The sequence below is a fragment of the Hymenobacter terrestris genome, from assembly GCF_013377905.1.
GTDB classification, from domain to species: Bacteria; Bacteroidota; Bacteroidia; order Cytophagales; family Hymenobacteraceae; genus Hymenobacter; species Hymenobacter terrestris.
Genome location: NZ_JABKAV010000028.1, coordinates 20,512 through 43,672 on the forward strand (window position 1 = coordinate 20,512; position 23,161 = coordinate 43,672).

Consider the following 23,161-nt stretch of genomic DNA (forward strand, 5'->3'; position numbering starts at 1 on the left):
TCGCCCGCAAAACCTCACCCCCGGCCCCTCTCCCGCGGAGAGGGGAGCCTGACAATTTGGAGCCGCGCATAGCCGGTGCCCCCTCTCCGCGGGAGAGGGGGTCAGGGGGTGAGGTTACCCGGGCGAGATGCTTCGCTGCGCTCTGCATGACGTTCTTTTTGTCTTGGGTTTTCAAACCGATACTTTAATGCGCGCCGCCAAATTCAGTTCCGAATAGCTCCGCTGCGCCGTCGGTCACGACTTCGGCGCCGGCTTTTACGCCCCGCGAAATGACGATTTGGTCGCCCACGGCCCGCTGCACCTCCACCCGCTGGCGGGTGTACTGCAGGGGTTTGGTGCGCACGTACACCCACTGCCCCCCCGTGGCATCGTAGAGCAGGGCCGCTGCCGGAATGGTAAGGGCCGGGGTGCTGGCCGAAGTGCCGGTGCCGCTGGCGGCGCTGGTCAGGTTCACGTCCACGGCCACCCGCTCGCCGGGGCGGAAGGCTTCGTCGGCGTTGTCGATTTCGTAGAACACGTCGGCCGTGCCCGTGCCGGCGGTGGCGCCGAGCAGGGGCGCTTCCACGGGCTTGCCCTGGCGCGGGGTCCCGCCGTCGAGTGGGCGCACGGTTACCGCCTGGTCCTTGCCCAGACGCCGCAGGTCGCCCACGAACAGCGGCACGCGCACCCATACCTTGTTGAGCGCGGCCAACTCTACCAGCACCGTGTTGGCCGTCACCAGCGAGCCATCGGTGACGGTGACGCGCTGCACCACTCCGCTGAGGGGTGCCTTGATGGGCAGGGCCTGCCCCACGCCGGCGCTGCCGTTGGCCGCGGCTTGGCGGGCGCGGGCATCGGCCAGATTTTGCTGAGCCAGCGCCACGTCGGCGCGGGCGTCGTCGCGGGCCCGCACGCTGCCGGCGCGGTCGGCCAGCAGGGCCTCGGCCCGGCTCAGGCGGGCCTGGGTCACCTGTAGCTGGGTGCGGGCCTGGGCCGTGCCCTGGCTGAGAGTCAGCAAGTCGCGTTCGGCCGGCAGCGGCACCAGGCTGTACAGCGTCTGGCCCTCGCGCACGCGCTGGCCGGCCGTGATGCTGGCCCCGCCGCGCAGCGTGCCCTGCACGGGTGCCAAAATGGTCACGGCCTGGCCGGGCACGGCCTGAATCTCGCCGCCCACTTCCCGCGTGGCCTGCACGTTGTCGGTTTTGATGGCCACGGTTTTGATGCCCAGGCGCTTTTCCGCGTCGGCGGTGATGGTGACGGTGGTCAGCTCCGATTCCTTGACCGGGTTTTCTACTTCGGAAGCGACGATGGCCTTGGGCTTCTCATCTTTGCCGCAGGCGGCTGCACCAGCGAGCAGGCCGGTCAGCGCCAGGCAGCGGGATGCCGCCAGCAGGGGGGATGCAAACGTGGGGAAATACATAGGAGAAAGAAGACTAGGGATTAGAACCGGCCGCCCACGGCATAGCGCAGCCGGGCTAGGGCGCGGCGCTGGTCGGCGCGGGCGTCGGCGGCGCGCTGCTGGGCGTCGAGCAGTTGGCGGGTGGTTTCGGCCACCTGCACGTAGGGGAAGTCGCCGTTAATGAAGGCGTTGGTGGAGCGGCGCAGCGCGTCGGTGAGGGTGGGCAGGTAGCTGCGCTCCCACAGGGCCACGCTCTGGGTGGCCTGCTCGTACTGGGCGTAGGCTTCGCGCACGTCGAGGTTCACGGCCTGGCGCAGGGCTAGGTACTGCCAGGAGGCCTGCTCCAGTTCGGCTTTCACCCGCGAGATGCGGCCTTGGTTGCGGTTAAAAATGGGCAGGCCGATGGCCGCGCCGGGGGCCAGGCTCACCGGCTTGGGGTCGTTGAGGCGGGCATTGAGCGAGAGTACGAACGAAAACACCCGGCTCCGTTCCCACTTCAGCCGCTTGCCGATGCCCTCGATGCCGATGCGGGCGGCCCACAAATCGGGCCGGGCGGCGTAGGCCGAGTCCAGCAGCGTGCGCAGCGGCGGCACGGCTACCGCCGAGGCGGGTGCGGCCGTGAACTGCAGCGAATCGGCATTCACCGAATCCAGGCCCAGGGTGGCCAGCAGGCGCAGGCGGGCCACCTGGGCGTCGCGGCGGGCGCGATAAAAGTCGTCCACGGCGCGGAGGGAGTCGGCGCTGGGGGCCACGGTTTCCAGCTCGCTGGCCTCGCCCACCCGGTAGCGGGCCCGCATGATGCGCGCCACCTCGGCTCGCATCACAATGCCCTCGCGGGCGATGCGCAGCCGCTCATCGGCCAGGGTGATATCGGTGTAGGAAACCTGGGCGTCGCGGCTCACCAGCAGGCCCCGACTCACCAGGCTTTCGGCCACGCGCTGGGTTTCGAGCTGGGCGGCCCCCACCCGGCCCGGGCGTTGCCAGAGCAGGTCGGAAGCGAAGTTCAAGGCCAGGAACACGGGCGAGGTGCCGTAGGCCGTCACGCCCGTGAGGACGGGGTTGGCCAGCAGGCCCGCATCCTGCAAATCAGCTTGGGCCAGGGCCAGCGTGCTCAGGTCGGCCTGAAAGGCGGGGTTGCGGGTGAGGGCCAGGGTCACGGTTTCATCCTCGCTCAGGCCGTCCTGCAGGTTGGGCAGCGCTGGGGCCGGGGTAGCGGCGGTGCGGGCGGCACCCAGCTCGTAGCCGCTGCGCGCCTTGAGACGGCTGGCTACCTGGTCGCGGTTGTAGATTGACTTGGTGCTCACGCAGCCGGCCAGTAGCAGGGGCAGGACCAGCATCCCAACAACGGCCCGCCGGACGCAGAGTAAAGAAGTAAGCACACTGAAGGAAATTTCCGGCACAACAGGGTAAATAAGGTACAGCAACGGCGCCGACGACACGCATCGCCACATAAGGAAGCGGAAGCCACTCGCGCTACCAGGGCTTTGGAGCCTGGCGAGTGTCAGCACCACAAAGCTCCGGCTCAATTCTGAAGTTATCCTGTAGTCGCGTAGGGGCGGGGCTTGTCCCCGCCCACCATTGCAACGAGCCTCGTGGGGCTTCAGACAACTATTCAATGCATCGTGCGAACGGCGGGGGGGGACAAGCCCCGCCCCTACATCGTTTCTACTTAGCTCAAATAGCTTTTAAAACACTACGCGCAACGTGTGCAGGGCCTGCTCGGCGTCGTGTTCGTACCGTACTTCAAACCCGTAAAACGTGGCGATGCTTTGCACAATGGACAGCCCCAGGCCGGGGGAGTCCGAGGCGGCATTTTGCTTTCGGAACCGCTCAAAAAACTGCTCAGGGTTCTGCGTAAGCACCAGTGCCGGCCCCGTGTTGGTAATGGCCAGTTCGGTGGCACTCAGCTGCACCCGCAACAAGCCGCCTGGCTGGTTGTGCCGAATGGCATTGTGGAGCAGGTTGCTCACCAGCGAATCGGCCAGGGCCGGGTGCAGCGGCAGGGTTCCGGCGGTGGTTAGGCTCACCTCCAGCCGTAGCTGCTTGTCCTCAATAAATCCTTCCAGTTGCCGCAGCTTCTCGCGCAGGAGTTCGGCCAGCGACACCGGCACGGCGGCGGCAAACTGCTGGTTCTCAATTTTACTGAGCAGCGTGAGGCCCTGGTGCAGGCGGGCCAGGCGCTGCACGGCGGCGTAGAGGTCGGCCACGAGCGGGCCAGCCGGCGCGGGCAGGTCGGGCAGCTGCAGCAGCTGCTCCAGCTTGGCCTGCATAATGGCCAGCGGCGTGCGGGTTTCGTGGGCCGCATTTTCGGTGAACTCTTTGAGCATGGCGTAATCGGCCGCCACCCGTTCGCTCAGGTGCGTGAGCGTGTGGTTGAGTTGGGTGAACTCCTCAATGCGGGTAGGCGGCAGCTGCAGCACCTGGTGCTGGCGCACGTCGTAGCCCCGCAGTTGGTGCAGCGTGTGCTCAAAAGGGGCCCACAGGCGACGCGCCAGCCAGCGGTTGAGCAGTACCATACTCAGCAGCAGTGCCCCCAACACCCCCAGCAGCAGCCACATAATCAGGCGGCGCACGTCGGCCGTTTCCAGCAGCGACTTGCTCAAGGACACCCACTGCGTCTGCCCGTTCAGCTGCAGCCGAAACGTGAGCTGGCGGTAGGGTTCCAGCTCGTTTTCCAGCGGTTCCAGCAGCAGCACATCGCGCAGCACCTCGGGTTGGGGCGTGGTGCTTAGCTGCATTCGGCCCTCAAAGGGCGTACCCGGTAGCTGGCCCGTGCGCTGCACCTCCCGCCGCAGGTAGTCGCGCTGCTGAAACAGGCGCTCCTCCACCTCGCCCTGCAACGCCCACAGCACCCCAACGTACAGCAGCCCGCTCCCTAGGCTGAAGAGCAGGCCGGCCAGCAGCACGTAGTAGCGGTTGGTAGCAGCCAGCAGCTTCATTCGGCGCTGAATTTGTAGCCCACCCCGTACACGGAGCGGATGTAGTCGGCGGCACCCTTTTCCTGCAGCTTGCGGCGCAGGTTTTTGAGGTGGGTATAGAGAAAGTCGAAGGAGTCGGCCGCATCGGCCGCGTCGCCCCACACGTGCTCGGCAATGGATTCCTTGGTGAGCACCCGGCCCGGATGCGTGAGCAGGTACAGCAGCAGGTCGTATTCCTTGCGGGTCAGTATCACCGGCTCGCCGTGCACCAGCACCTGGGCCTGGTCGGGCAGCACCGTCAACTCCTGAAACAGCAGCTGACGCTGCCCCTGGAACTGCCGCCGCCGGATGATGGCCTTCAGCCGGGCACTCAGCTCCGAGAGGTGAAACGGCTTAGCCAGGTAGTCATCGGCCCCCAGCTCCAGGCCCAGCACCTTGTCGTCGAGCGCGCCCCGGGCCGAGATGATGAGCACGCCGGCAGCGGAGTTGTCAGCCTTGAGCGTGCGCAGCACATCCAGCCCGTTGCCATCGGGCAGGGTCAGGTCCAGCAGTACGCAGTCGTATTGGTAGAGCTTGATTTTCTCGTGGGCCTGCCCGTAGCTCACTGCCGCTTCCACTACATAGCCGTCCTGGCGCAGGTATTCTACCAGTGAGGAGCGCAGGGCCGGCTCGTCTTCAACAATCAGCAGCTTCACAGGAATGTAAGGTTTGAACAGCCGAAAGGTAGCCGGCAATTCTGAAGACATTCTGCCGCCCCGCTCAGCCGCCGAACCTAGTACTGCCCCACGCTCAGCATGACCAGCGTGCAGGCTTCTTCGGTTTCGATGCCGCGCTGCTGTGCCAGCTTTTCCAGCTCGGGGTTTTCGGTGCCGGGGTTGAAGATGATGCGCTTCGGGTTGAGGTCGAGGATGTAGTCGTACCAGCCGGGCTGATTTTGGGGGCCTACGTAGAGCGTCACCGTGTCTACACCCTCGGCGGCGGGCCGGTCGTTGCGGATATCGAGGCCGGCCACCTGGCCCTTGCGGATGCCCACCGGCACCACTTCGTGGCCGTGCTGCTTGAGTTGGTGGATGGCCCGGTAGGCGTAGCGGGCGGGGTTGTCGGTAGCGCCGAGAACGAGGGTCTTTTTCATAAGAAGTAGGATATTGAATGATGGAGAACGGGCGGAGTTGAAAGCCCAAATTGGTGAGCAATGCGCACAAATGAGCCCAGATATACGTAAAGAGGGCCGTAAAGTAGTACGGGGTGCTGCCTTTCATGCATTCAACAGCCGCCACCCGCCCAACTGTTCCGCGCCCACCTGTGCTCCACGCTAAAGCCCGCCCTACAAGTAGTTGAGCGGGCTTCATGGGGCAGGACTAGGGAGAATTACCGCTGGTGAAGGCCGGCAAACGCCGAATCCAACGGCTCGCGCGGAGCCCGTTGGGCCTAGCCCGCGTTTTTGCGCAGGCACACGCTGTTGGCTACCCCGGCATAAGGCCCGAAATTGGGGGTGCGCTGGTAGCCGCTGCTTTCGTAGAGCCGGATGGCCTCGGGCTGGCTTTGGCCGGTTTCGAGCACGTAGCCCGCGTAGGCCAGCTCGCTCGCCCACTGCTCCAGCTCCGCCAGCACCGCCCGCGCCGCGCCTAAGCCGCGAAACGCGGGCTGCACAAATATGCGCTTGATTTCTACCAAATCGGGCGCGTATTCCTTGAACGCCCCGCAAGCCACCGGCTCGTCGTGCTGGTAGGCCACCACGGCGTGGCGCAGGTGAGCCATGGCGGCACGGTTGAGCTGGGCATAAAAGGCGTGCTCGGCGCCGTCGCGCACGGCCAAGTCCGCATCGAGCAGGCGGACCAGCCGCAAGAAATCGAGGTTGTCGGAGTCAGTACGGAGCAGGCGAAGCATCATAAAAGTGGATTATAGGGATTGTAGGGGCGAACGTCCGCAAGTTGAGGGTATGGCCGTTATGCCCCCACAACGGCCCGCACGGCTTCGGCGCACCGCTCGCCATCCATGGCCGCCGACACGATGCCGCCGGCGTAGCCCGCACCCTCGCCGCAGGGAAACAGGCCGCGCAGGGTGGGGTGCTCCAGCGTGTCCCGGTCGCGGGGGATGCGCACGGGCGAGGAGGTGCGGCTTTCCACGCCCACAATCTGGGCTACGTTGGTGGCGTAGCCGGGGATTTTGCGGCCGAAGTTGGCAAAGCCCTGGCGCAGCCGCTCGGCCAACGCCGCGCCCAGCACCTCATCCATGGGCACCGATACGAGGCCGGGCTGGTAGCTGGTTTCCAGCAACTGGGTTGATGTTCTCTTCTTCAGAAAGTCGCCCAGCAACTGGGCTGGCGCCTTCTGGGAATTGCCGGCCAACTGGCAGGCGCGTTGCTCGATCTGCTGCTGCAGGTGCAGGCCGGCCAGCGGGCCGTGCTGGCGCAGGTCCATGTCGGTCAGCTCCACGGCAGCCACGATGCCCGAGTTGGCGAAGCGCGAGTCGCGGCGGCTAGGGCTCATGCCGTTCACCACTACCTCGCCGGGAGCCGTGGCGGCCGGTACAATAAAGCCGCCCGGACACATGCAGAACGAAAACACGCCCCGCTGCTCGTTATCTACCTGGGTTTGATGCACCAGTGCATACGAAGCGGCCGGCAGTGGGCCGCGGTCGGGGCGGCGGTACTGGGCCTGGTCGATGAGCTGCTGGGGATGCTCGACGCGCACGCCCAGCGCAAACGGCTTGGCCTCGATGAGCACATTGCGGCGGTGCAGTAGCTCGTAGATGTCTCGGGCCGAGTGGCCGGTGGCCAGAATCACGGCGTCGGCCGTGAGCTCCTCGCCGGTGGCCGTTACCACGCCGCGCAGGCGGTTGTCGGTGATGAGCAGGTCATCGACCCGCGTTTCAAACAGCACCTGCCCGCCCGCTTCCCGCACCGAATCGCGCAGGGCGGCTACCACGGCCGGCAGCTTGTTGGTGCCGATGTGGGGGTGGGCATCGACCAGAATATCGGGCGTGGCACCGTGCTGCACCAGCAGGCGCAGGATGCGCTGCACATCGCCGCGCTTGGTGGCCCGGGTGTACAGCTTGCCATCGGAGTAGGTGCCGGCCCCGCCTTCGCCGAAGCAATAGTTGGAATCAGGATTCACAAGGTGCTCCTTGTTGATGGCGGCCAAATCGCGGCGGCGGGTGCGCACATCCTTGCCGCGTTCCACCACGATGGGCCGTATGCCCAGCTCGATGGCCCGCAGCGCCGCGAACAGTCCGGCCGGTCCGGCGCCCACAATCAGCACCGTGCGCTGGGCCTGGCTCACGTTGGGGTAGCTGAACCAGGGCCCGAACAGCTCGGCGGGCGGGCGCTGGCGGTAAATGTCGGCCCGCAGGCGCACCAGCGGCTGGCGGCCCCGGGCATCAACCGAGCGTTTGCGCAGGTGCACGAAATCGGCCTGGCCGGGGCGCAGGCCGGCGGCGGCCAGCAGGGCTTCGTAGCGGGCCAGCTCGTCGTAGGCCTGTTCGGGGGGGAGCAGCAGCTCAATTTCCTGAGCGGCGGAAGGAAGGGTAGCGGGCATAAGGCGGGGGAAAGGGAGTTATCCTTTTACGCCCGCAAAGATACGCGCCGCGGCCGGCCTACGCTACCGGCTCCGGTTGTAATTCAGGCGGCAGAATGACTACCGGGCGCTTGTCCTCATCAATGGCCACGAAGGTGAACAGGCCCGACACGGCGCGGTGGCGGTCTTCGGAGTACATCTGCTCCACAAATAATTCCACCCGCACCTTGAGGCTGGTGCGGCCCACATGCTCGACCCGGCCAATGAGCTCGACCAGCGTGCCGCCGGGGATGGGGTGGGTGAAATCGACTTTATCGGAGGAAACCGTGACCATTTTCAGGCGCGAAAAACGGGTGGCCGTGATAAAGGCTACTTCGTCCATCATATGCAGTGTGGTGCCGCCGAACAGGGTGTCGTAATGGTTGGTGGTGTTGGGGAAAACCGCTTTGAAGATGCGAGTTTCGGCGCGGCTGATTTTTTCGGCAAGCGTGAGCATAAGCAGGAAGGGGAAGAAAGGGTGGTGGAAAAAATCCTGCCCGGCCCGTTTTTCGGTGGGCCCCTGCTCCCCGGTTTTCCCTGCCGAATACTGCGCGCCCGGCCACGCCGGAGCCGGCTGCCCGGCAGCCGGTTATGGAATGGACCACCGGCCCGCCGCAGTATGCAACAAGGCCCCCAGGTCGCGGGGTGGCCTTATCATCATAAGCGGCGGGCAGGTTTCCTGACTCGGGCCTGCCTCCCCGCCCATCTCACCCGCCGAAGCAGGCAATGGGCAACGTGGGGGAGGCAGCGGCAGCGCCGAAGCAGCCGGCCCTCACAGTAGCGCGTCTGTCCGGGAGTTGCACCCGGTTCCCTTTTAAGGCCCCGCCCGAAAGCGCAGGCCACCAGCCACTCATCTGACCTGAAAAACAGACCGAGAACGGGGCGAAGGTAGGCGGAAATCTGCTGGCCAATACCGGCCGGCACTTGTGCCCAAGCAACATATCATTAAACTTAGGGTATACTTATTGCTGCAAGCAAACCCGCCGGCCAGTGATGCCGGCACCCCGCGCTTTATTCTGCTACCTCCTATGCCCGCCATCTGTACGCCTCCCGGGCGAATTTTTCTGGCTCCTTTGCTGCTCCCGCTGCTGGGACTCGCTCTTGGTCTTACTTCCTGCTCGGAACCCGACTCGACGGCCGCGGCCGATAAAGCGGCCCGACCCAGTCCCGCCGCCACCGTATCGGCCACTGTGGCTAGCGGGGCCACGTTCAGTATTCGCTACAGCCGTCCCTCGGCCCACGAGCGCAAAGTAATGGGTGGGCTGGTGCCCTACGGCCAGGTATGGCGCACGGGCGCCAACGAGGCTACCACTTTCACTGTCGATAAGCCCGTGCGGGTGCAGGGCCGCCCATTGCCGGCTGGTAAGTATGCCCTGTTCACCATTCCGCAGGAAAAGGAATGGACTATCGTTTTCAACAACCAGCCCAACCAGTGGGGGGCCTACGAGTACAACGCCAGTCGCGACACGCTACGCGTACCCGCCCCGGTTTCGGTCCTGAACAGCCGCCTCGAACAGTTCACCATCACGGCCGATAAAACTGGTGAGGTGAGTCTGGGCTGGGAAAATACTCGCGCCACGTTCAAAGTGGAGTAACAGCTAGAGAAGCTAAAACTAACGATGTTTAGGAATTTAAAACAACGTCATGCTGAGCTTGCCGAAGCATCTCTACCGCTTCGTTGAACGACTGTAGCGAAGCGGTAGAGATACTTCGACAAGCTCGGCATGACGTTCTTTTCTACCCTAAAACCTACTTCTGCATCAATCACTACTCGCCGCCCAGTACGCTTTCCACCCAGCCCTTGCCCCAGTCGGCTAGTTCGGTTTGGGTCCAGAGCTGGGGGTAGAAGATGCGGCGCTGGAACTTGGGAGGCAGGTACTGCTGCCAGTTGGTGCCGCCGGTAGCCGCAATGGCGTCGGGGTTACGCTCCAGGTAGCGTACGGCCGATTTGTAGTGCATCAGGGGCCAGTTCACGTTCACGTTCACATCGAGCTGGCGCAGCTGGTGTAGCAGGCGCGGATGCTGCTGGCCCTCGGGGCCGGTGGGCAGGCGCTGCACTACGGCCCAGAGGTTGCGCTGGGCATACTGGCGGGCAAAGTCGTTGAGCTGAGCCGTGTATTTCTTCTCAAATTCGGTGAGCGTAAGCGCCTTTGCCCCGGTTTCGACTACTGTCGCGCCCGATTTCCAGTAGATGCAGCCCAGCAGCTCGTCGTGGGCGGCGGCCTCGCCCAGCAGGCGGCGGCGCTCCTCGGGCACGAGGTTGCTCAGGGCGGTGCTGGCCAACTCAATCATGCGGTACTGTACGCTCTGGAAGCCTGAGGCCGGCATAAGGGCCAGCCGGAACTCCAGAAACTGCTGCTTGTCCATGCCGTCCACCATCACGTCGAACGAGTCGATCAGGTTCTCGAAGTAGCGGTTGACGCGGCCCACGCGCAGCACCACTTCCTTCACGGTGGGCGCCTGCAGGTCGCCGAGCTGCTCGTATTCGCAGAGGCAGAGCTTGAAATACAGCTCCGTAATCTGGTGGTACATGATGAAAATCCGCTCATCGGGAATTTCGGTGCGTGGGCGCTGCAAACTCAGCAGGGTTTCGAGCTGAATGTAGTCCCAGTAGCCGAGGTAGCGGGTGTGGTAGTACCCTTCGAGGTAGGCGGCCAGATCCTGGTCGTCAGCATCGAAGCGCTGCTTAAGGCGCTGCAGCTGCTCCAGCACGGCGGGCGAGAAGTCGGTGGGAGTGGGGGCGGGTTTTTCCATAGGCAGGAGCAAAGGTAGGAATTCGGGGCAGGCAGGAGGAAGGGGTGTCATTGCTTCTTCCCCCTCACTTCCCCCAAAATCCTACCTTTACCCCATGGCAGAGAAATCGAGCATTTTTGATATGATTGGGCCGGTGATGATCGGGCCCAGCTCCTCGCATACGGCCGGCGTGGTGCGCATTGCGCGGGCCGCCATCCGCATACTGGGCAGCAGCCCCACGCACGCCGTCATCACGTTCTACAACTCGTTTGCCCGCACCTACGAGGGCCACGGCTCCGACCGCGCCATTGTGGCCGGGCTGCTGGGCATGAACACCGACGATGTGCGCATCCGCGAGGCCTTCGACCACGCCAAAGAGGCCGGTCTCAGCTACACGTTCCAGGGCGTGGGCAATGCCTCCACCATGCACCCCAACACCATAAGGCTGCAGCTGCGCGACGAGCGCACCGGCGGCGCGGTGGAGGTAGTGGGCCAGAGCCGGGGCGGGGGCGTTATCCGCATTGTGGAGGTCGATGGCTTTCCGGCCGACTTCTCGGGCTCGTTGCACACGCTCATTATTGATGCCGACGACGAGGTGGGCTCCATTGCCTTCATTGCCTCGGTCATCTCGCGCGACGACTGCAACATTGCCACCATGTCGGTTTCGCGGCGGGGCAGGCACGAAACGGCCCGCCAGTTCATCGAAATCGACTCCGACCTGCGCCCTATCACGCTCGACTACCTGCGCCAGCTGCGCTGGGTACACCGCCTGATCGACATCCCGGCGCTGGATTAAATTAGGAGTTATTAGCTGACTACTAACGGCTCAAAATGGGGTGTTGGTTGATTGGTTGAAGCAATATAGCGGGTAATCAATACCTTTGGTCCAACGGCTTCGGGCTGCGGCCACGGGGGCCGGGCGGGGTTTTTCGCTTTCGTCTTTTAGCTACTTTTATCCATATGAAGCGCTTTTACTGCCTGCTGCTGAGTGCCGCCGCTATGGCCCCGCTGGCGGCCCTGGCCCAAACCACGCCCCCCGCGCAGCCGCCCGCCGGTGCGCTGGCAGCTACCGCACCCACAGGCCCCTGGAGCCTGCCGGCCGCCGTGGAGTATGCCCTGACCCATAACCTGAACGTGCGCCAGAGCCAGCTGCAGGCCCAGAACATTGATGTGGCCCTGCTGCAGAGCCGCGCCGCAATGCTGCCCTCGGCCAACCTCAACGGCAGCCAGGCCTGGAACTACGGTACAACCATCAACCCGCTGACTAACGTTTTCCAGAGCCAGACCACGCGCAACAATAACTTCTCGGCCGTATCGCAGATAACGCTCTTCTCGGGCTTCCAGCTGCGCAACGCCGTCCGCCGCAACACGCTCGATTACCAGGCCGCCCTCAGCGACGTGGAGCAGGCCCGCAACGACTTGTCGCTCAACGTAGCTTCGGCCTATCTGCAGATGCTGCTGGCCCAGGAACTGGTGCGCACCAATGAGGTGCGTGCGGCCAGTACCCAGCTGCAGGTGGAGCAGAGCCAGAAGCTGCTGAAAGCCGGTGCGGTGGCCGAAAGCAACGTGCTCGACAGCCGCGCCCAGCTTTCCACCGACCAGCTTAACGTCATCACGGCCCAGAACCAGCTGGCCATTGCCAAAATTCAGCTGGCCCAGCTGCTCAATCTGGATGAGGCCGCCAGCCAGGCGCTCACCATTGAAACGCCCGAGCTGGCCGACCCCACCGAGGGCGCACTAGCCGATGTGGCTCCGGCCGAGGTGTTTGGCACCGCCCAAACCCGCCAGCCCGAAATAAAGGCCGCCGACCTGCGCGTGCAAAGCAGCATGCGCAGCCTCGACCTGGCCCGTGGGGCTTACTACCCGCGCCTGACCTTTGGCGCCAGCATCTTTACCGGCTACTCCTCGCTCTACACGCTGCCCACCACCAGCGTCGATTCGGCCCAGGCGTTTTTTCCCATCTTTCAGCTCGACCCCAACACCGGCCGGCCGTCGACTACGGTGGCCCCGTTCGTTGCCGTAACCCCCTTCCAGCCAGTATTTCGGCGCAGCTCCGAAAACGTATCGTACTTCACCCAGCTCGATAACAACTTGGGTAAGTCGCTGCAGTTTAACCTGCAGATTCCGATTCTTAACGGCCTGCAGACCCGCACCAGCGTGCAGCGGGCCAAAATAAACCAGCAGCTGGCCGAGGTGCGCGCCGAGCAGGCCCGGCTGGTGCTGCGCCAGACCATTGAGCAGGCTTTCGCCGATGCGCTGGCTGCCCAGCGCCAGTTTCTGGCTTCCAGCCGGCAGGTAGAAGCCCTCACGCTGGCCTACCGCAACGCCGAAATCCGCTTCAACAATGGCCTGCTCAACGGCACCGAGTTCAACATTGCCAAAAACAACCTCACGGCCGCCGAGTCGAGCATGATTCAGGCCAAGTACAGCTTTGTATTCCGCCGCAAAGTCCTCGATTTCTACCAGGGCCGGCCAATTGCACTATAGGCGGCCCGTTGTAGGGGCTAGCCGCTGCCATGATGCGCTGCTGGCTGTTACCCCACGCTTTCCTGCCGCTGCGCCCGGCCTGCCCGGCGCTCAACCCACATTCCAAGCACCTACTCCCTAATACCTCAAAATGAAAAATAACCGTACCCTGTATATCCTGCTGGCCTTGCTGGTGGTGGCGCTTGTCGGTTTCTTCGTGGCTAAAAAGCAGGGCTGGATTGGCCAGCCGGCGGGTACCGAGGTGCTGGCCGCCTCAGCCGCGCCCACGACCATTGTGGAGAAGGTGAGTGCCTCGGGCAAGGTGCAGCCCGAAACGGAAGTGAACATTTCGCCCGATGTATCGGGCGAAATCACGGAGCTGTACGTGGCCGAGGGCGACTCGGTGAAGAAAGGGCAGTTGCTGCTGCGCATCCGGCCCGACAACTACCAGGCCGTGGTAAGCCAGCAGAGTGCCGTAGTAAGTACCCAGCAGGCCAACGTGGCCCAAACCCAGGCACGGCTGCAGCAGCTGATTGCCAGCGCCCGCCAAACCGAGCTGACCTACCGCCGCAACGCCTCGCTTTACAAGCAGAAGGTGATTTCGCAGGCTGATTACGAAGCCAGCAAAGCTGCCTACGATGCCTCGCAGGAGGAAATTCAGTCGTCGCGGGCTGGTATTCGGGCGGCCCAGAGCACGGTGCGCAGCGCCCAGGCCGGCCTGGAAGACGCCCGCCGCAACCTCGACAAAACCACCATCTACTCGCCCGTAAGCGGCACCGTCAGCAAGCTCAGTATCAAGAAGGGTGAGCGGGTAGTGGGCACCAGTCAGATGGCCGGTACCGAAATCATGCGCATTGCCAACCTGCGCGAAATGGAAGTGCGGGTGAGCGTGAATGAGAACGACATCATCAACGTAACCCTCGGCGACTCGGCCGATGTGGAAGTGGACAGCTACGCCAGCCAGGACCAGCGGTTCAGGGGCGTGGTAACCAGCATTGCCAACACGGCCAAAGACGCGCTGACGGCCGAGGCCGTAACCGAGTTTGAGGTGAAAATCCGGTTGCTGCCCGCCTCTTACCAGAACCTGATCGATGCCAAGCCCGGCCGCCGGGTAGTGCCGTTTCGGCCCGGCATGACGGCCTCGGTCGACATCATCACCAACCGCAAAAGCAACGTGCTGAGCGTACCGCTGGCCGCCGTAACCACCCGTACCGATAGTACCCAGACGGCCGGGGCTCCCGCTGCCAAAGACGGTGCCGCCAAAGCGGGTGCAAAAACCGCCGCAGTGCTCACCGGCCTGCAGGCTGCTCCCCAGGAAGTGGTGTTCCTGATTCGCAACGGCAAAGCCGTGATGACGCCCGTAAAAACCGGCATCAGCGACTTCCAGAATATTGAAATCCTGAGCGGCATTCAGGCCGGCGACCAGGTAGTGAGCGGGCCGTTTCGGGCCGTGTCTAAAACCCTGAAAGAGGGCGATATGGTTGTTGTTAAGGACGCTAAAACCCTCAACAAGGAAGCCCTGAAGGAGGAGGCATCGGCGGAGTAAGATTTCGGCTGAAAGCTAAAGGCCTGTCATTCTGAGCCTGTCGCGCAGCAAGCGGCATTCTCGGGATGACAGGTTTTTATTTGCCAACTTACCGCCTCGTCAGCTCCCTCCGGCACCTTTTACCTAGCATTTACTCAACCTTGGAAAAAATAGCCATGCTTGGCGGCGGCTCCTGGGCCACCGCCCTCACCAAAATTCTGTCGGAAAACGGCAGCTGCGTGCATTGGTGGATGCGCGGCAAAGACGACGTGCAGCACCTGCTACGCACCCGCCACAACCCGCGCTACCTCTCGTCGGTGGCCCTCGACCTAGACCGCGTGCTGCCCACCACCGACCTGAAGGAGGCCGTAGCGGCCGCCGACTGGCTGGTGCTGGCCGTGCCCGCCGCCTTTGTGCAGAGCGCCCTTGACAAGCTCGACCGCGACGCGCTGAAAGGCAAGCGCATCATTTCGGCTATTAAAGGCATGATTCCGGGCAAAAACGTGCTCGTGACCGACTACGTGGCCGAGCGCTTCCGGCTGCCCCACACCCGGCTGGGCGTAGTGGCCGGCCCCTGCCACGCAGAGGAAGTGGCCCTCGAAAAGCAGAGCTACCTCACCATTGGCTCGCCCGATGCCGAGCTGGCCGAGGACTTCTGCCGCCTGCTGCGCAACCGCTATGTGAAGGCCAACCCCGCCGCCGACCTCGACGGCATCGAGTACTGCGCCGTCATGAAAAACATCATTGCCCTCACCGGTGGTATCGCCCACGGCTTGGGCTACGGCGACAACTTTCAGGCCGTGCTGGTGAGCAACGCCGTGCAGGAAATGCGCCGCTTCGCTCACGCCCTCAACCCCGAACCCCGCGACCTGTCGGGCTCGGCCTACCTGGGCGACTTGCTGGTGACGGCCTACTCGCAGTTCTCGCGCAACCGTACCTTCGGCAGCATGGTAGGCCGGGGCTACTCGGTGAAATCGGCCCAGATGGAAATGAACATGATTGCCGAGGGCTACTATGCCGTCAAGAGCATCCATGAAATCAACCGCAAGCTGCAGGTGTCCATGCCCATTACCACGGCGGCCTACAACATTCTCTACGAGAAGATTTCGCCGGCCACTGAGATTGATTTGCTGAAGGAAAAGCTTAAGTAGCAGGCCCCCTATGGTGCGGCGTGTACTCCAGCGCCGCGCGCCTCGTACTGCGGGCTACTGGGGCCACACTATATGTGCCGATTATTTCCTTTTTTGCGCGGTATTCCGCTACGACTAAACCACCAATACCACCACACCATGGGAGCCTGGGGCTACTATAACTTCGACAACGATACGGCCGCCGACTTTGCCGAAGATTTCAAGGCTGAACCTTCGGCCGGCGTACTAGAGCAGGCCCTGGCCGCCGTGCAGGAGGCCGATGGCGAGTACCTCGACGCCGATGTGGCCAACGAGGGGCTGGCAGCAGCCGAAATCGTGGCGGCTATTCTGGGAAAACCTGCCCGCAACTTCCCCAACGACCTGCTGGGCGTCATCCCGGGCCTCAACCTAAGCCATGTGGAGCCCCTGCGTAAGCCCGCCCAGCAGGCCGTCCGGACTATTATCGGACCCGATTCGGAACTGCGGGAACTGTGGGAGGACAGCGACGAGTTTGAGAACTGGGAGGGTTTGCAGCGGCAGCTGCTCAAGCGCCTCGATAAGCCGGGCGCCTAGCGTGGCGGGCGCGGCCGGCTGGCTGGGACTGGCGCTGCTGGCGGCGCTGTGCCTGGCCGGCTACAACTTCTTTATTAAGCTGGCGGCGGGCCACATTGCGGCCGCCGCCGGGGCCGTGGTGCTGCAGCTGGTAGCCGCCGCGCTGGGGGGCGTCTGGCTGCTGAGCCTGCATCTGAAAGGCACCCCGCTGCCCGTTACGAGCCGGGGCCTGGGGCTGGCCGCGCTGGCGGGACTGGGCGTGGGACTGGCTGAAATCCTGACTTTCGTTGTGTTCGAGCGGGGCGTACCGGCCTCAGTGGGCACGCCCATCATCGTGGGCGGCTCGGTGCTGCTGACGGCCCTGTTGGGCGTGCTGGTGGCCCGCGAAACGCTGGCGTGGCCCCAGGCGCTGGGGCTGCTGGCTATTGTGGGCGGCGTAGTGCTGCTGGCCCGGGGCGCTTAGCCGAGTGGTTCGGTGGGGCCCAGGTAGCTGGTGGCTGTGCCCATTGGCAGCAGCGGGGCGCGGCAGTTTTTTGCGCTGGGGAGTCAGTACGATTGGTAACGGATAGCCTCCGAGTGGCTAGCTGGCGGGTAGGTTCCGCTGAAAGTGCAGCTGCAGAATCTGGTCGAGCTTCTCCTTAGTGAGCGGCTTGCTCACCAGCCCGGCAATGTTGAGCTCCTCCAGGCGGCTCAGGTCGCGCGCATCCATGGTAGTGGTGAGCATGATGATGACTGTGGCCCGGCTTTGAGCCAGCGGGAGCTGCCGGAAGGCCTCCAGAAAGGCAATTCCCCCCATCCCGGGCATCTTCACGTCGAGCAAAATCAGGGCGGGCTCGTGTAGGTCGGACATGCCGGCAACCAACTCCAGGGCCTGGGCACCGTCCTCTGCCGTGAGCAGGCGGTCGGTGACTTCGAGCTGCTTGAAGAGCAGCTCGTTCAAGAAATTATTGGTCGAATCATCGTCGACCAGCAGTACACTGGCAAGTTTTTCCATAGAAGTAGGTAGCCGGATCAGGCGGGTAAGGATACGGTAAAGGTGGAGCCGACGCCGGGCTGGCTGTCGACCGTAATAGTGCCGCCGGCGTTTTCCACCAGGCGCTTCACCATAAACAGGCCCACGCCCGAACCCTCGACGTGCACGTGTAGGCGGCGGAACATGCCGAACAGCTCGGCCTGCTGAGCGGGGTTCAGGCCCAGGCCGTTGTCTTGCACGGCCAGCACCAGTTGGGTGGGGGTGCATTGGGCCCGCAGCTGCACCTGGGCCGCTCGGTCGGGCGCGCGGTATTTCACGGCGTTGCTCAGCAGGTTATACACTACCGAGCGCAGGGTTTTGGGTGCCACGCGCACGGCCTGGCAGTCTTCCACCGCTATGCTGAGGGCCACAGGGGCCGCTTCGATAAGCGGGGCCAGGTCGAGGTGCACGCCCGCAATAAGGTCGGCCAGGTCAATGGTTTCGGGGGCTTCGGCCTGTTGCAGCTGCGAAATGTCGGTCAGGTGGCCGATAGTCTGCTGGAATCGTATCACCGAATCCTCCATCATCCCGAATAGGCGCGGCACCAGCGGGGCCTGCAGGGCCTCGGGGGGCAGTTGCTGGCGCAAGGCCAGCAGCAGGCCTTCGATGTTGGAAATTGGGGCCTTGAGGTCGTGCGAGGCCGTGTACACGAAGGTATCCAAGTCGGTGTTGGTCCGAATCAGGCGGGCGTTAGTATCGTGCAGTTCGGCATTGGTGAGTTGCATTTCCTGGTTGAGCTGCTGCACCTGCTGGCGGGCCAGCACCTGCTCCGTTACTTCGATGGCCACACACACCACCCGCGGTAAAGCCGTAACGCTTTTCAAGGGCTGGTACACGAAGTTGAAATAGCCAAATTCAGCTCCGTGCCGGGCTAATTTCACCGGCTGTTCCTGCGCTACAAATGCGGTGCCGCTACGGCGCACTTCATCGAGTAGTTCGCGCAGGCCTTGGTTAGCCAGCTCCGGCAGGGCCTCAAAAAACGGGCGATTCAGGAGCTGCGCGGGGGAGTGGCCGAGCATATCGCCCATCAGCGGATTCACCAGTTCCAAGCAGTAATCGGGCCCCTGAAACACGCAGATAGCCACAGGGGTCTGCTCAAACATCTGCTGCAGATCGGTTTCGCGGGCCTCGCGGGCCTGCCGGGCCAGCACCTGCTCGGTTACTTCGTGGATGAAGACGGCCACTCCGGCAATACGGTCGTGCTCGCGGTAGGCCTGGTACGTGAACGTGATGTAGCGGGTAGGACCGCCCGGTGCGGCCGTGCGCAGCGGCTGCTCCAAGCCCTGATAGGTTTCGCCGGTGGCGTACACCCGGTCGAGGCGGCCGATAACGTCGGGCGAAGCCATGCCGGGGTACACCTCCACCACGGGTTGCCCGAGGATGTGCTGGGCTGGATACAGCTCGGCAAAGGCAGCGTTGTAGTACTCGATGCGGTGGCCGGGCTCGCGCAGCAGGGCCACGGCCACCGGGGCGCGCTCAAAAAGGGAAAGCAACTCCTGGCGCTCCTCGGCGCTGCGCTGGGCCCTGGCTAGCAGGGCGGCCTGCAGAATTTCGGCGTCGCGGCGGCCGACTACCTGCTCCGTCACGTCGTAGGCGAAGGCCGATACGCCCACAATGCGGCCCCCCTCGAGGTAAGCCTGGTAGGTAAACGTAACGTAGCGCGGGCTGCCGGGTTGGAGGTTGGCCAGGGGCATGTCGAGCACGACCTGCGGCTCCCCGGTTTCAAACACGCGGTCGAGCAGCTCAACCAAGCCCGCCATTTTGATGCGCGGATATACTTCGGCCAGCAGGTGACCCTGCATATCGTTTCCCGTCCATCCATCGGGCGGGAACAGTTCCTCAAAGGCCGGGTTGAAGTAGTCGATGCGGTGGTCGGGCTCGCGCAGCAGCACAATGGCCACCGGCGTCTGGGCAAATATCTGGTAGAGTTCCTGGCGCTGCTGGGCCCGGCGCTGCACGGCGGCCAGCGCGGCGGCCTGCAACGTGTCGGCCTGGCGGCGGGTCCGGACCTGTTCGGTTACATCAACAATAAAGACCAGAATACCCTGCACCTGGCCCTGGCGGTCGGTGAGCGGCTGGTACGAGAGGTCGATGTAGCGCTGAGTAGCGGGGCCGGCCGGCTGCTCCAGCAGAATGGAGATTTCCTGGCCTTTAAAGGGTTCACCGGTGGCGTACACGCGGTCGAGCAGGGGCAGGAAACCCTGTTCCGCTAATTCGGGCAGCACGTCGGCCACCGACTGGCCCAGGGTCGCTCGGTTGCCGGAGAGGGCGTAGTACTGGTCGTTGAAAAAGGCAAAGCGGTGCTCCGGCCCCATTAGGGTGGCCACCGAGGCGGGCACCTGGTGCAGAATCTGGCGCAGCACATCTTGCTGCTCCTGGGTTTCGCGCAGGGCGGCGTGGGCTTCGGCCGTGCGCTCGCGTACGCGCACTTCGAGCGCCTCATTGAGTTGCTGCACCTGCTGGCGGGCCCGCACCTGCTCGGTAACTTCGGTGGCCACTACCATGGCCCCGTAAATGCGGCCATCGTCCTCGTGCATAGCCACGTACACGAAATCCCAGTACACGGTGTCGCGGCGGCCGTTTCGCTCGTGCACGGCGGGCATGGCGCGGGCTACGTGCGGCTCGCCGGTCGCCATCACGCCATCGAGCAGCTCCTCGAAACCCATACCGGCCACCTCGGGCAGGGCCTCAAACAGGCCCTTACCAATAATCTCTTCTTGGGTGCGACCCCAGAGCCGGCACACAGTGGGGTTAGCCAGCTCGATAATGTAGTGCGGCCCGCGGTAAACGGCAATGGCCACCGGGGCCTGCTTAAATACCCGTTCCAGCTCGCCCTGCTGGCGTTCGGCCATCGCCCGGGCGGCCCGCTCGCGGGCCTGACTTGTCCGCAGCGCCTCTTCCACGCGGCTCCGCGACTGGTCGTTGCCATCGGCGAAGCTGACGACCAGTATCCCTTCGCAGCGCTGGGCCTGCAGCACGTAGTAACCGTCTAGGCCATCGTGCTGGTAAAGGTTTTCGTGTTGAACCAGCCGGCCCGACTGGAAGGCGTCGCGGTAAAAGCTGAAAACGCCCATTTCCAGCGCCGTCGGAAACAAAGTCAGGAACGAGTCTGTGGGACGCTCCGGCAGATTGAGTAGTTGCTGGGCGGCCGGGTTGAGGCGCTCCCAAGCGAAATCGACCAGTTCCTGCCCATCGGCCGCATAGAGCGGGCGCAGCAGCATGGTGCCGTTCAGGGAGGTCGTCAGTAAAATCTCTACCAACCCGGCCGGGTTCAGGTCGGAGAAAGAGGACGCGGGAGCAGACATAAAGGAGGGCAACGAGAAAATACAACGACTGAGCGCGGCGGCCAATCGGCGCGGTACGGCACTTAGCCGTGGCGCAAAAGTAAACTAAAGGACTTGCGCTGTCACTTGCGGCCCAGTAAGTAAGGGCTTAGCGGCTCCCCAGGGCCATGGGTAGAGTGGTGAGCCTGAAGCACGAGCGTAGTACGGTATCAGCCGCAGAAAGGGGGCAAACCGCACCTTTGCCTGCAAAAGTTTCTCCCCGTGATAAGCTGCGTAGGCCAGGTCGCGGCGTCGGTTGCCAGCATGGGGTAGGGTGCGGGGCTAAGCCCCGTACCCTACCCGTTCTGCGTAACGTGGATTGCGTGGGTTAAAATCAGCGAATTCGGGCGCATAATGCGGCGGGCCTAACTGGTGGCTGACTTTGGGTTGGGCTCCGGCTCTGAAGCCAGGGGCAGCTCAATATTGATGGCCGTGCCTTGGCGCGGGGCCGAGGTAATCTCCAGCGTTCCGCCCAGCAGCTCGACGCGGTTGCGGATACCGGCCAGTCCGATGCCGCCGCTGGTGGGCACTGGGCCGGGCACGAAGCCCACGCCGTCGTCGCGGATGCAGATGTGCAGCTGGCCGGGCTGGCGGGCCACCAGCAGCGTTACCTCGCGGGCCTGAGCGTGCTTCATCACGTTGCTTAGCAGCTCCTGCGCAATGCGGTAGGCCGCCATCTGTACCGGCGGGGGCAGGGGCTGGGCCAGGTCGTCGAGGCCCTCCAGCAAGAGGGTAAGGTGCAGCTGGCTTACGGGCACGCGGTCGGCCAGCTCGCGCAGGGCGGTGGGTAGGCCGAAGTCTTCCAGAATGCGCGGGGTTAGCTCGAACGAGATGGTACGGGTGGCCCGGATGGCTTCCTGCAGCAGCTGCTGGCCGGCGCGCAGGGCTTTCGAATCGGGCAGCTGGGTGAGGTGCAGGCGGGTGGCGTAGAGCAGCTGGCCCACGCCGTTGTGCAGGGCCTCGGCAATGCGGCGACGTTCCTCTTCCTGGGTGGTAAGAATGGCCGAAAGTACCAGCTGCTGCTGGCGCAGCTGCAGGCGGGTGGTTTCGGCCAGCAACTGCTCACGCTGGGTTACGTCGAGGGCAAAAACAATGGCCTCGTTGCGCTCCGTATCGAAAAAGCCGTAGCTCTGAAACGATACTGTTTCGCCGTTCAGCTCGGCTGAGGCCACAAAATTAACCGACTCGCCGGCCAATAGCTTCCGGGTTTGTTGGGCAATAGAAGGAAAGGTTTCGAATACCGACCGTCCCACCAGCTCGTTATCGGCCAGCTGCAGGCGGCGCAGGCCCGCACCCACCAGCTCGCGGTAGCGGCCGTCGGGCCCCAACCGGCCTAGCTGCACCGGAAAGTGGCTGAGCAGGTGGTCGAGCAGCTGGGTTTTATAGCTAAGCTCCTGCTCGGCGCGGCGGCGCGGTGTCCGGTCGCGCACCAACCCCAGCAGGCGCCCGCCCGGATTGGCCGGGGTGGGGGGCTGCACATGGCCCGTCAGGCTCACGTAGTGGTCGGGCTGCTGGGCATCCCCTACGCGCAGCTCTACTTCGAGGCCGTCGGTGCCGGCCGCCGTTTCGGCCAGTTGCCGGAACCGGGGGCGGTCGGCTGGATGGAGCCGGGCAATTATGGTGTTGATGGGCTGGGCGGCGGTAGCATAAGGCAGACCCCAAATGGCCTGGGCGCGGGTATCGGCCTGCCATGTATTGGTGGCAAAATCCCAGCTTACCACGCCCATGGCGGCCGCGTCGAGCGCCTGGCGCAGGCGCTGCTCGCTTTCGGCCAGCGCCCGGGTGGTGCGCTGCTGCTCGGTCACGTCAAGCAGGGCCAGGCGTACCAGCGGCTGCTCGTGGGGGCCATGGGCCAGGCTGGCCTCGAGGCGCAGCTCCAGCGGCTGACCATCGGGGCGCTGGAGCGTCAGCAGGATACTGTTGCGGGCCGTACCGGTAGCGTCGGTGGCCAGTACCCGGTCGAGGAAATCGACGAACTGGCCGCGCTGCCGGGGCTCGACGAACAAGGCCAGCCGGCGGCCCTGCAGCTGCTGGCGCACCAGGCCCAACAGCTGGGCGGTGCGCAGGTTTAGCTGGCGCAGTGTGCCGGCCGCATCGAGTGTGCAGTAGCCAACGGGCGCAAATTCGTACAGGTCGAGGTACTGGGCACGGCTGGCTTCGGCCTCGGTTTGGGCAATGAGCAGCTCCTCGTACTGCATTTCCAGCTCAATCTGATGCACCTGCAGCTCCTGCACCAGCCGCTGCATCTCGGCCGTCGTTTCGGCTGGCGGGCTCTGCGTAACCAGCCGGCGCCGCTCAGCCCGGGCCCGCAGCTGGCGCAGCGCATTGCCCGCCGCCGAGGAAGCTGGCCGCAGCGCGTCGTAGTCGGGGCTGGAATCCAGGGGGGAAAGCGGAAGGTCGGCAGACATGGGCAGGTGTAGCTTGTCGGGGAGGGCGCTGTAGGGGCGGGGGGGGGCGTGTCCCTCCCCCCCGTCGCCCCCCCCCCCGCTTGACCCAGACCGTAAAAAAAAACCAACCAACGAGTCGGGCATACCCAACTCCACGCCACGAAAGCCCCCCCCCACCCCCAC

19 protein-coding genes and 1 riboswitch are annotated in these 23,161 nt (G+C 64.1%); of the genes, 7 read left to right on the plus strand and 12 right to left on the minus strand.

Translation table 11 applies throughout. The annotated features are described in order from the left end of the window. Positions 1-184 precede the first annotated feature (184 nt). The 8 genes from HW556_RS10865 to HW556_RS10900 all read right to left on the minus strand — a co-directional run bounded on the left by HW556_RS10865 (position 185) and on the right by HW556_RS10900 (position 8,307). Entirely contained in the window at positions 185-1,399 is a 1,215-nt protein-coding gene (locus HW556_RS10865; RefSeq protein ID WP_176900049.1) for an efflux RND transporter periplasmic adaptor subunit, read from the minus strand. Between the two features lie 20 nt (positions 1,400-1,419). Continuing rightward, positions 1,420-2,757, minus strand: coding sequence for a TolC family protein (locus HW556_RS10870; RefSeq protein WP_176900050.1), 1,338 nt, complete (start codon positions 2,755-2,757; stop codon positions 1,420-1,422). A 306-nt stretch (positions 2,758-3,063) separates the two neighbouring features. Next, a complete protein-coding gene (locus tag HW556_RS10875) occupies positions 3,064-4,317 on the minus strand; it encodes a sensor histidine kinase (RefSeq protein ID WP_176900051.1) in 1,254 nt (417 codons plus the stop codon). Further along, positions 4,314-4,991 (minus strand): response regulator transcription factor, encoded by a 678-nt coding sequence (locus HW556_RS10880; RefSeq protein WP_176900052.1) that lies wholly within the window; start codon positions 4,989-4,991, stop codon positions 4,314-4,316. Before HW556_RS10880 ends, HW556_RS10875 begins: the two co-directional genes overlap by 4 nt. Before the next feature lie 77 nt (positions 4,992-5,068). Beyond that, entirely contained in the window at positions 5,069-5,428 is a 360-nt protein-coding gene (locus HW556_RS10885; protein ID WP_176900053.1) for a CoA-binding protein, read from the minus strand. Positions 5,429-5,724: 296 nt separating this feature from the next. Continuing rightward, positions 5,725-6,186 (minus strand): GNAT family N-acetyltransferase, encoded by a 462-nt coding sequence (locus HW556_RS10890; protein ID WP_317170515.1) that lies wholly within the window; start codon positions 6,184-6,186, stop codon positions 5,725-5,727. A gap of 56 nt (positions 6,187-6,242) precedes the next feature. Continuing rightward, a complete protein-coding gene (locus tag HW556_RS10895) occupies positions 6,243-7,832 on the minus strand; it encodes an NAD(P)/FAD-dependent oxidoreductase (RefSeq protein ID WP_176900054.1) in 1,590 nt (529 codons plus the stop codon). 58 nt (positions 7,833-7,890) lie between these two features. Next, the gene (locus tag HW556_RS10900) at positions 7,891-8,307 is read right to left on the minus strand and encodes an acyl-CoA thioesterase (protein WP_116941413.1); all 417 of its coding nucleotides are present in this window, start codon (positions 8,305-8,307) and stop codon (positions 7,891-7,893) included. Positions 8,308-8,502: 195 nt separating this feature from the next. Continuing rightward, positions 8,503-8,712: riboswitch (cobalamin riboswitch) on the minus strand. 166 nt (positions 8,713-8,878) lie between these two features. On the opposite strand from HW556_RS10900, the gene HW556_RS10905 reads away from it, so the two are divergent. After that, positions 8,879-9,445, plus strand: coding sequence for a DUF2911 domain-containing protein (locus tag HW556_RS10905; protein WP_176900055.1), 567 nt, complete (start codon positions 8,879-8,881; stop codon positions 9,443-9,445). A gap of 172 nt (positions 9,446-9,617) precedes the next feature. Here HW556_RS10905 and HW556_RS10910 read toward each other — a convergent pair whose 3' ends face one another. Then, entirely contained in the window at positions 9,618-10,604 is a 987-nt protein-coding gene (locus HW556_RS10910) for a tryptophan 2,3-dioxygenase family protein (RefSeq protein WP_176900056.1), read from the minus strand. Between the two features lie 94 nt (positions 10,605-10,698). Here HW556_RS10910 and sdaAB point away from each other — a divergent pair, with 94 nt between their 5' ends. The 6 genes from sdaAB (at position 10,699) to HW556_RS10940 (ending at position 16,719) form a co-directional block, all read left to right on the plus strand. Then, positions 10,699-11,379: an L-serine ammonia-lyase, iron-sulfur-dependent subunit beta gene (gene sdaAB, locus HW556_RS10915; RefSeq protein WP_176900057.1), complete on the plus strand. Its 681-nt coding sequence runs from the start codon at positions 10,699-10,701 to the stop codon at positions 11,377-11,379. 164 nt (positions 11,380-11,543) lie between these two features. Further along, entirely contained in the window at positions 11,544-13,070 is a 1,527-nt protein-coding gene (locus HW556_RS10920) for a TolC family protein (RefSeq protein WP_176900058.1), read from the plus strand. Between the two features lie 130 nt (positions 13,071-13,200). Further along, positions 13,201-14,595: an efflux RND transporter periplasmic adaptor subunit gene (locus HW556_RS10925; RefSeq protein ID WP_176900059.1), complete on the plus strand. Its 1,395-nt coding sequence runs from the start codon at positions 13,201-13,203 to the stop codon at positions 14,593-14,595. A 140-nt stretch (positions 14,596-14,735) separates the two neighbouring features. Then, the gene (locus HW556_RS10930; protein WP_246289617.1) at positions 14,736-15,725 is read left to right on the plus strand and encodes an NAD(P)H-dependent glycerol-3-phosphate dehydrogenase; all 990 of its coding nucleotides are present in this window, start codon (positions 14,736-14,738) and stop codon (positions 15,723-15,725) included. Between the two features lie 72 nt (positions 15,726-15,797). Beyond that, entirely contained in the window at positions 15,798-16,277 is a 480-nt protein-coding gene (locus tag HW556_RS10935) for a DUF4259 domain-containing protein (RefSeq protein WP_176900060.1), read from the plus strand. 1 nt (position 16,278) lies between these two features. Next, positions 16,279-16,719, plus strand: a complete 441-nt coding sequence (locus HW556_RS10940; RefSeq protein ID WP_176900061.1) for an EamA family transporter — start codon at positions 16,279-16,281, stop codon at positions 16,717-16,719. Positions 16,720-16,836: 117 nt separating this feature from the next. Here the strand turns inward: HW556_RS10940 and HW556_RS10945 are convergent, their stop codons facing one another. From HW556_RS10945 to HW556_RS10955, 3 genes are all read right to left on the minus strand, one after another. Continuing rightward, positions 16,837-17,250 carry a response regulator gene (locus HW556_RS10945; RefSeq protein ID WP_176900062.1) on the minus strand — a complete coding sequence of 138 codons (414 nt, stop codon included), beginning with the start codon at positions 17,248-17,250 and terminating at the stop codon, positions 16,837-16,839. Positions 17,251-17,267: 17 nt separating this feature from the next. Next, positions 17,268-20,573, minus strand: coding sequence for a PAS domain-containing sensor histidine kinase (locus tag HW556_RS10950; RefSeq protein ID WP_176900063.1), 3,306 nt, complete (start codon positions 20,571-20,573; stop codon positions 17,268-17,270). A gap of 383 nt (positions 20,574-20,956) precedes the next feature. Further along, positions 20,957-22,999, minus strand: coding sequence for an ATP-binding protein (locus HW556_RS10955; protein ID WP_176900064.1), 2,043 nt, complete (start codon positions 22,997-22,999; stop codon positions 20,957-20,959). Positions 23,000-23,161 lie beyond the last annotated feature (162 nt).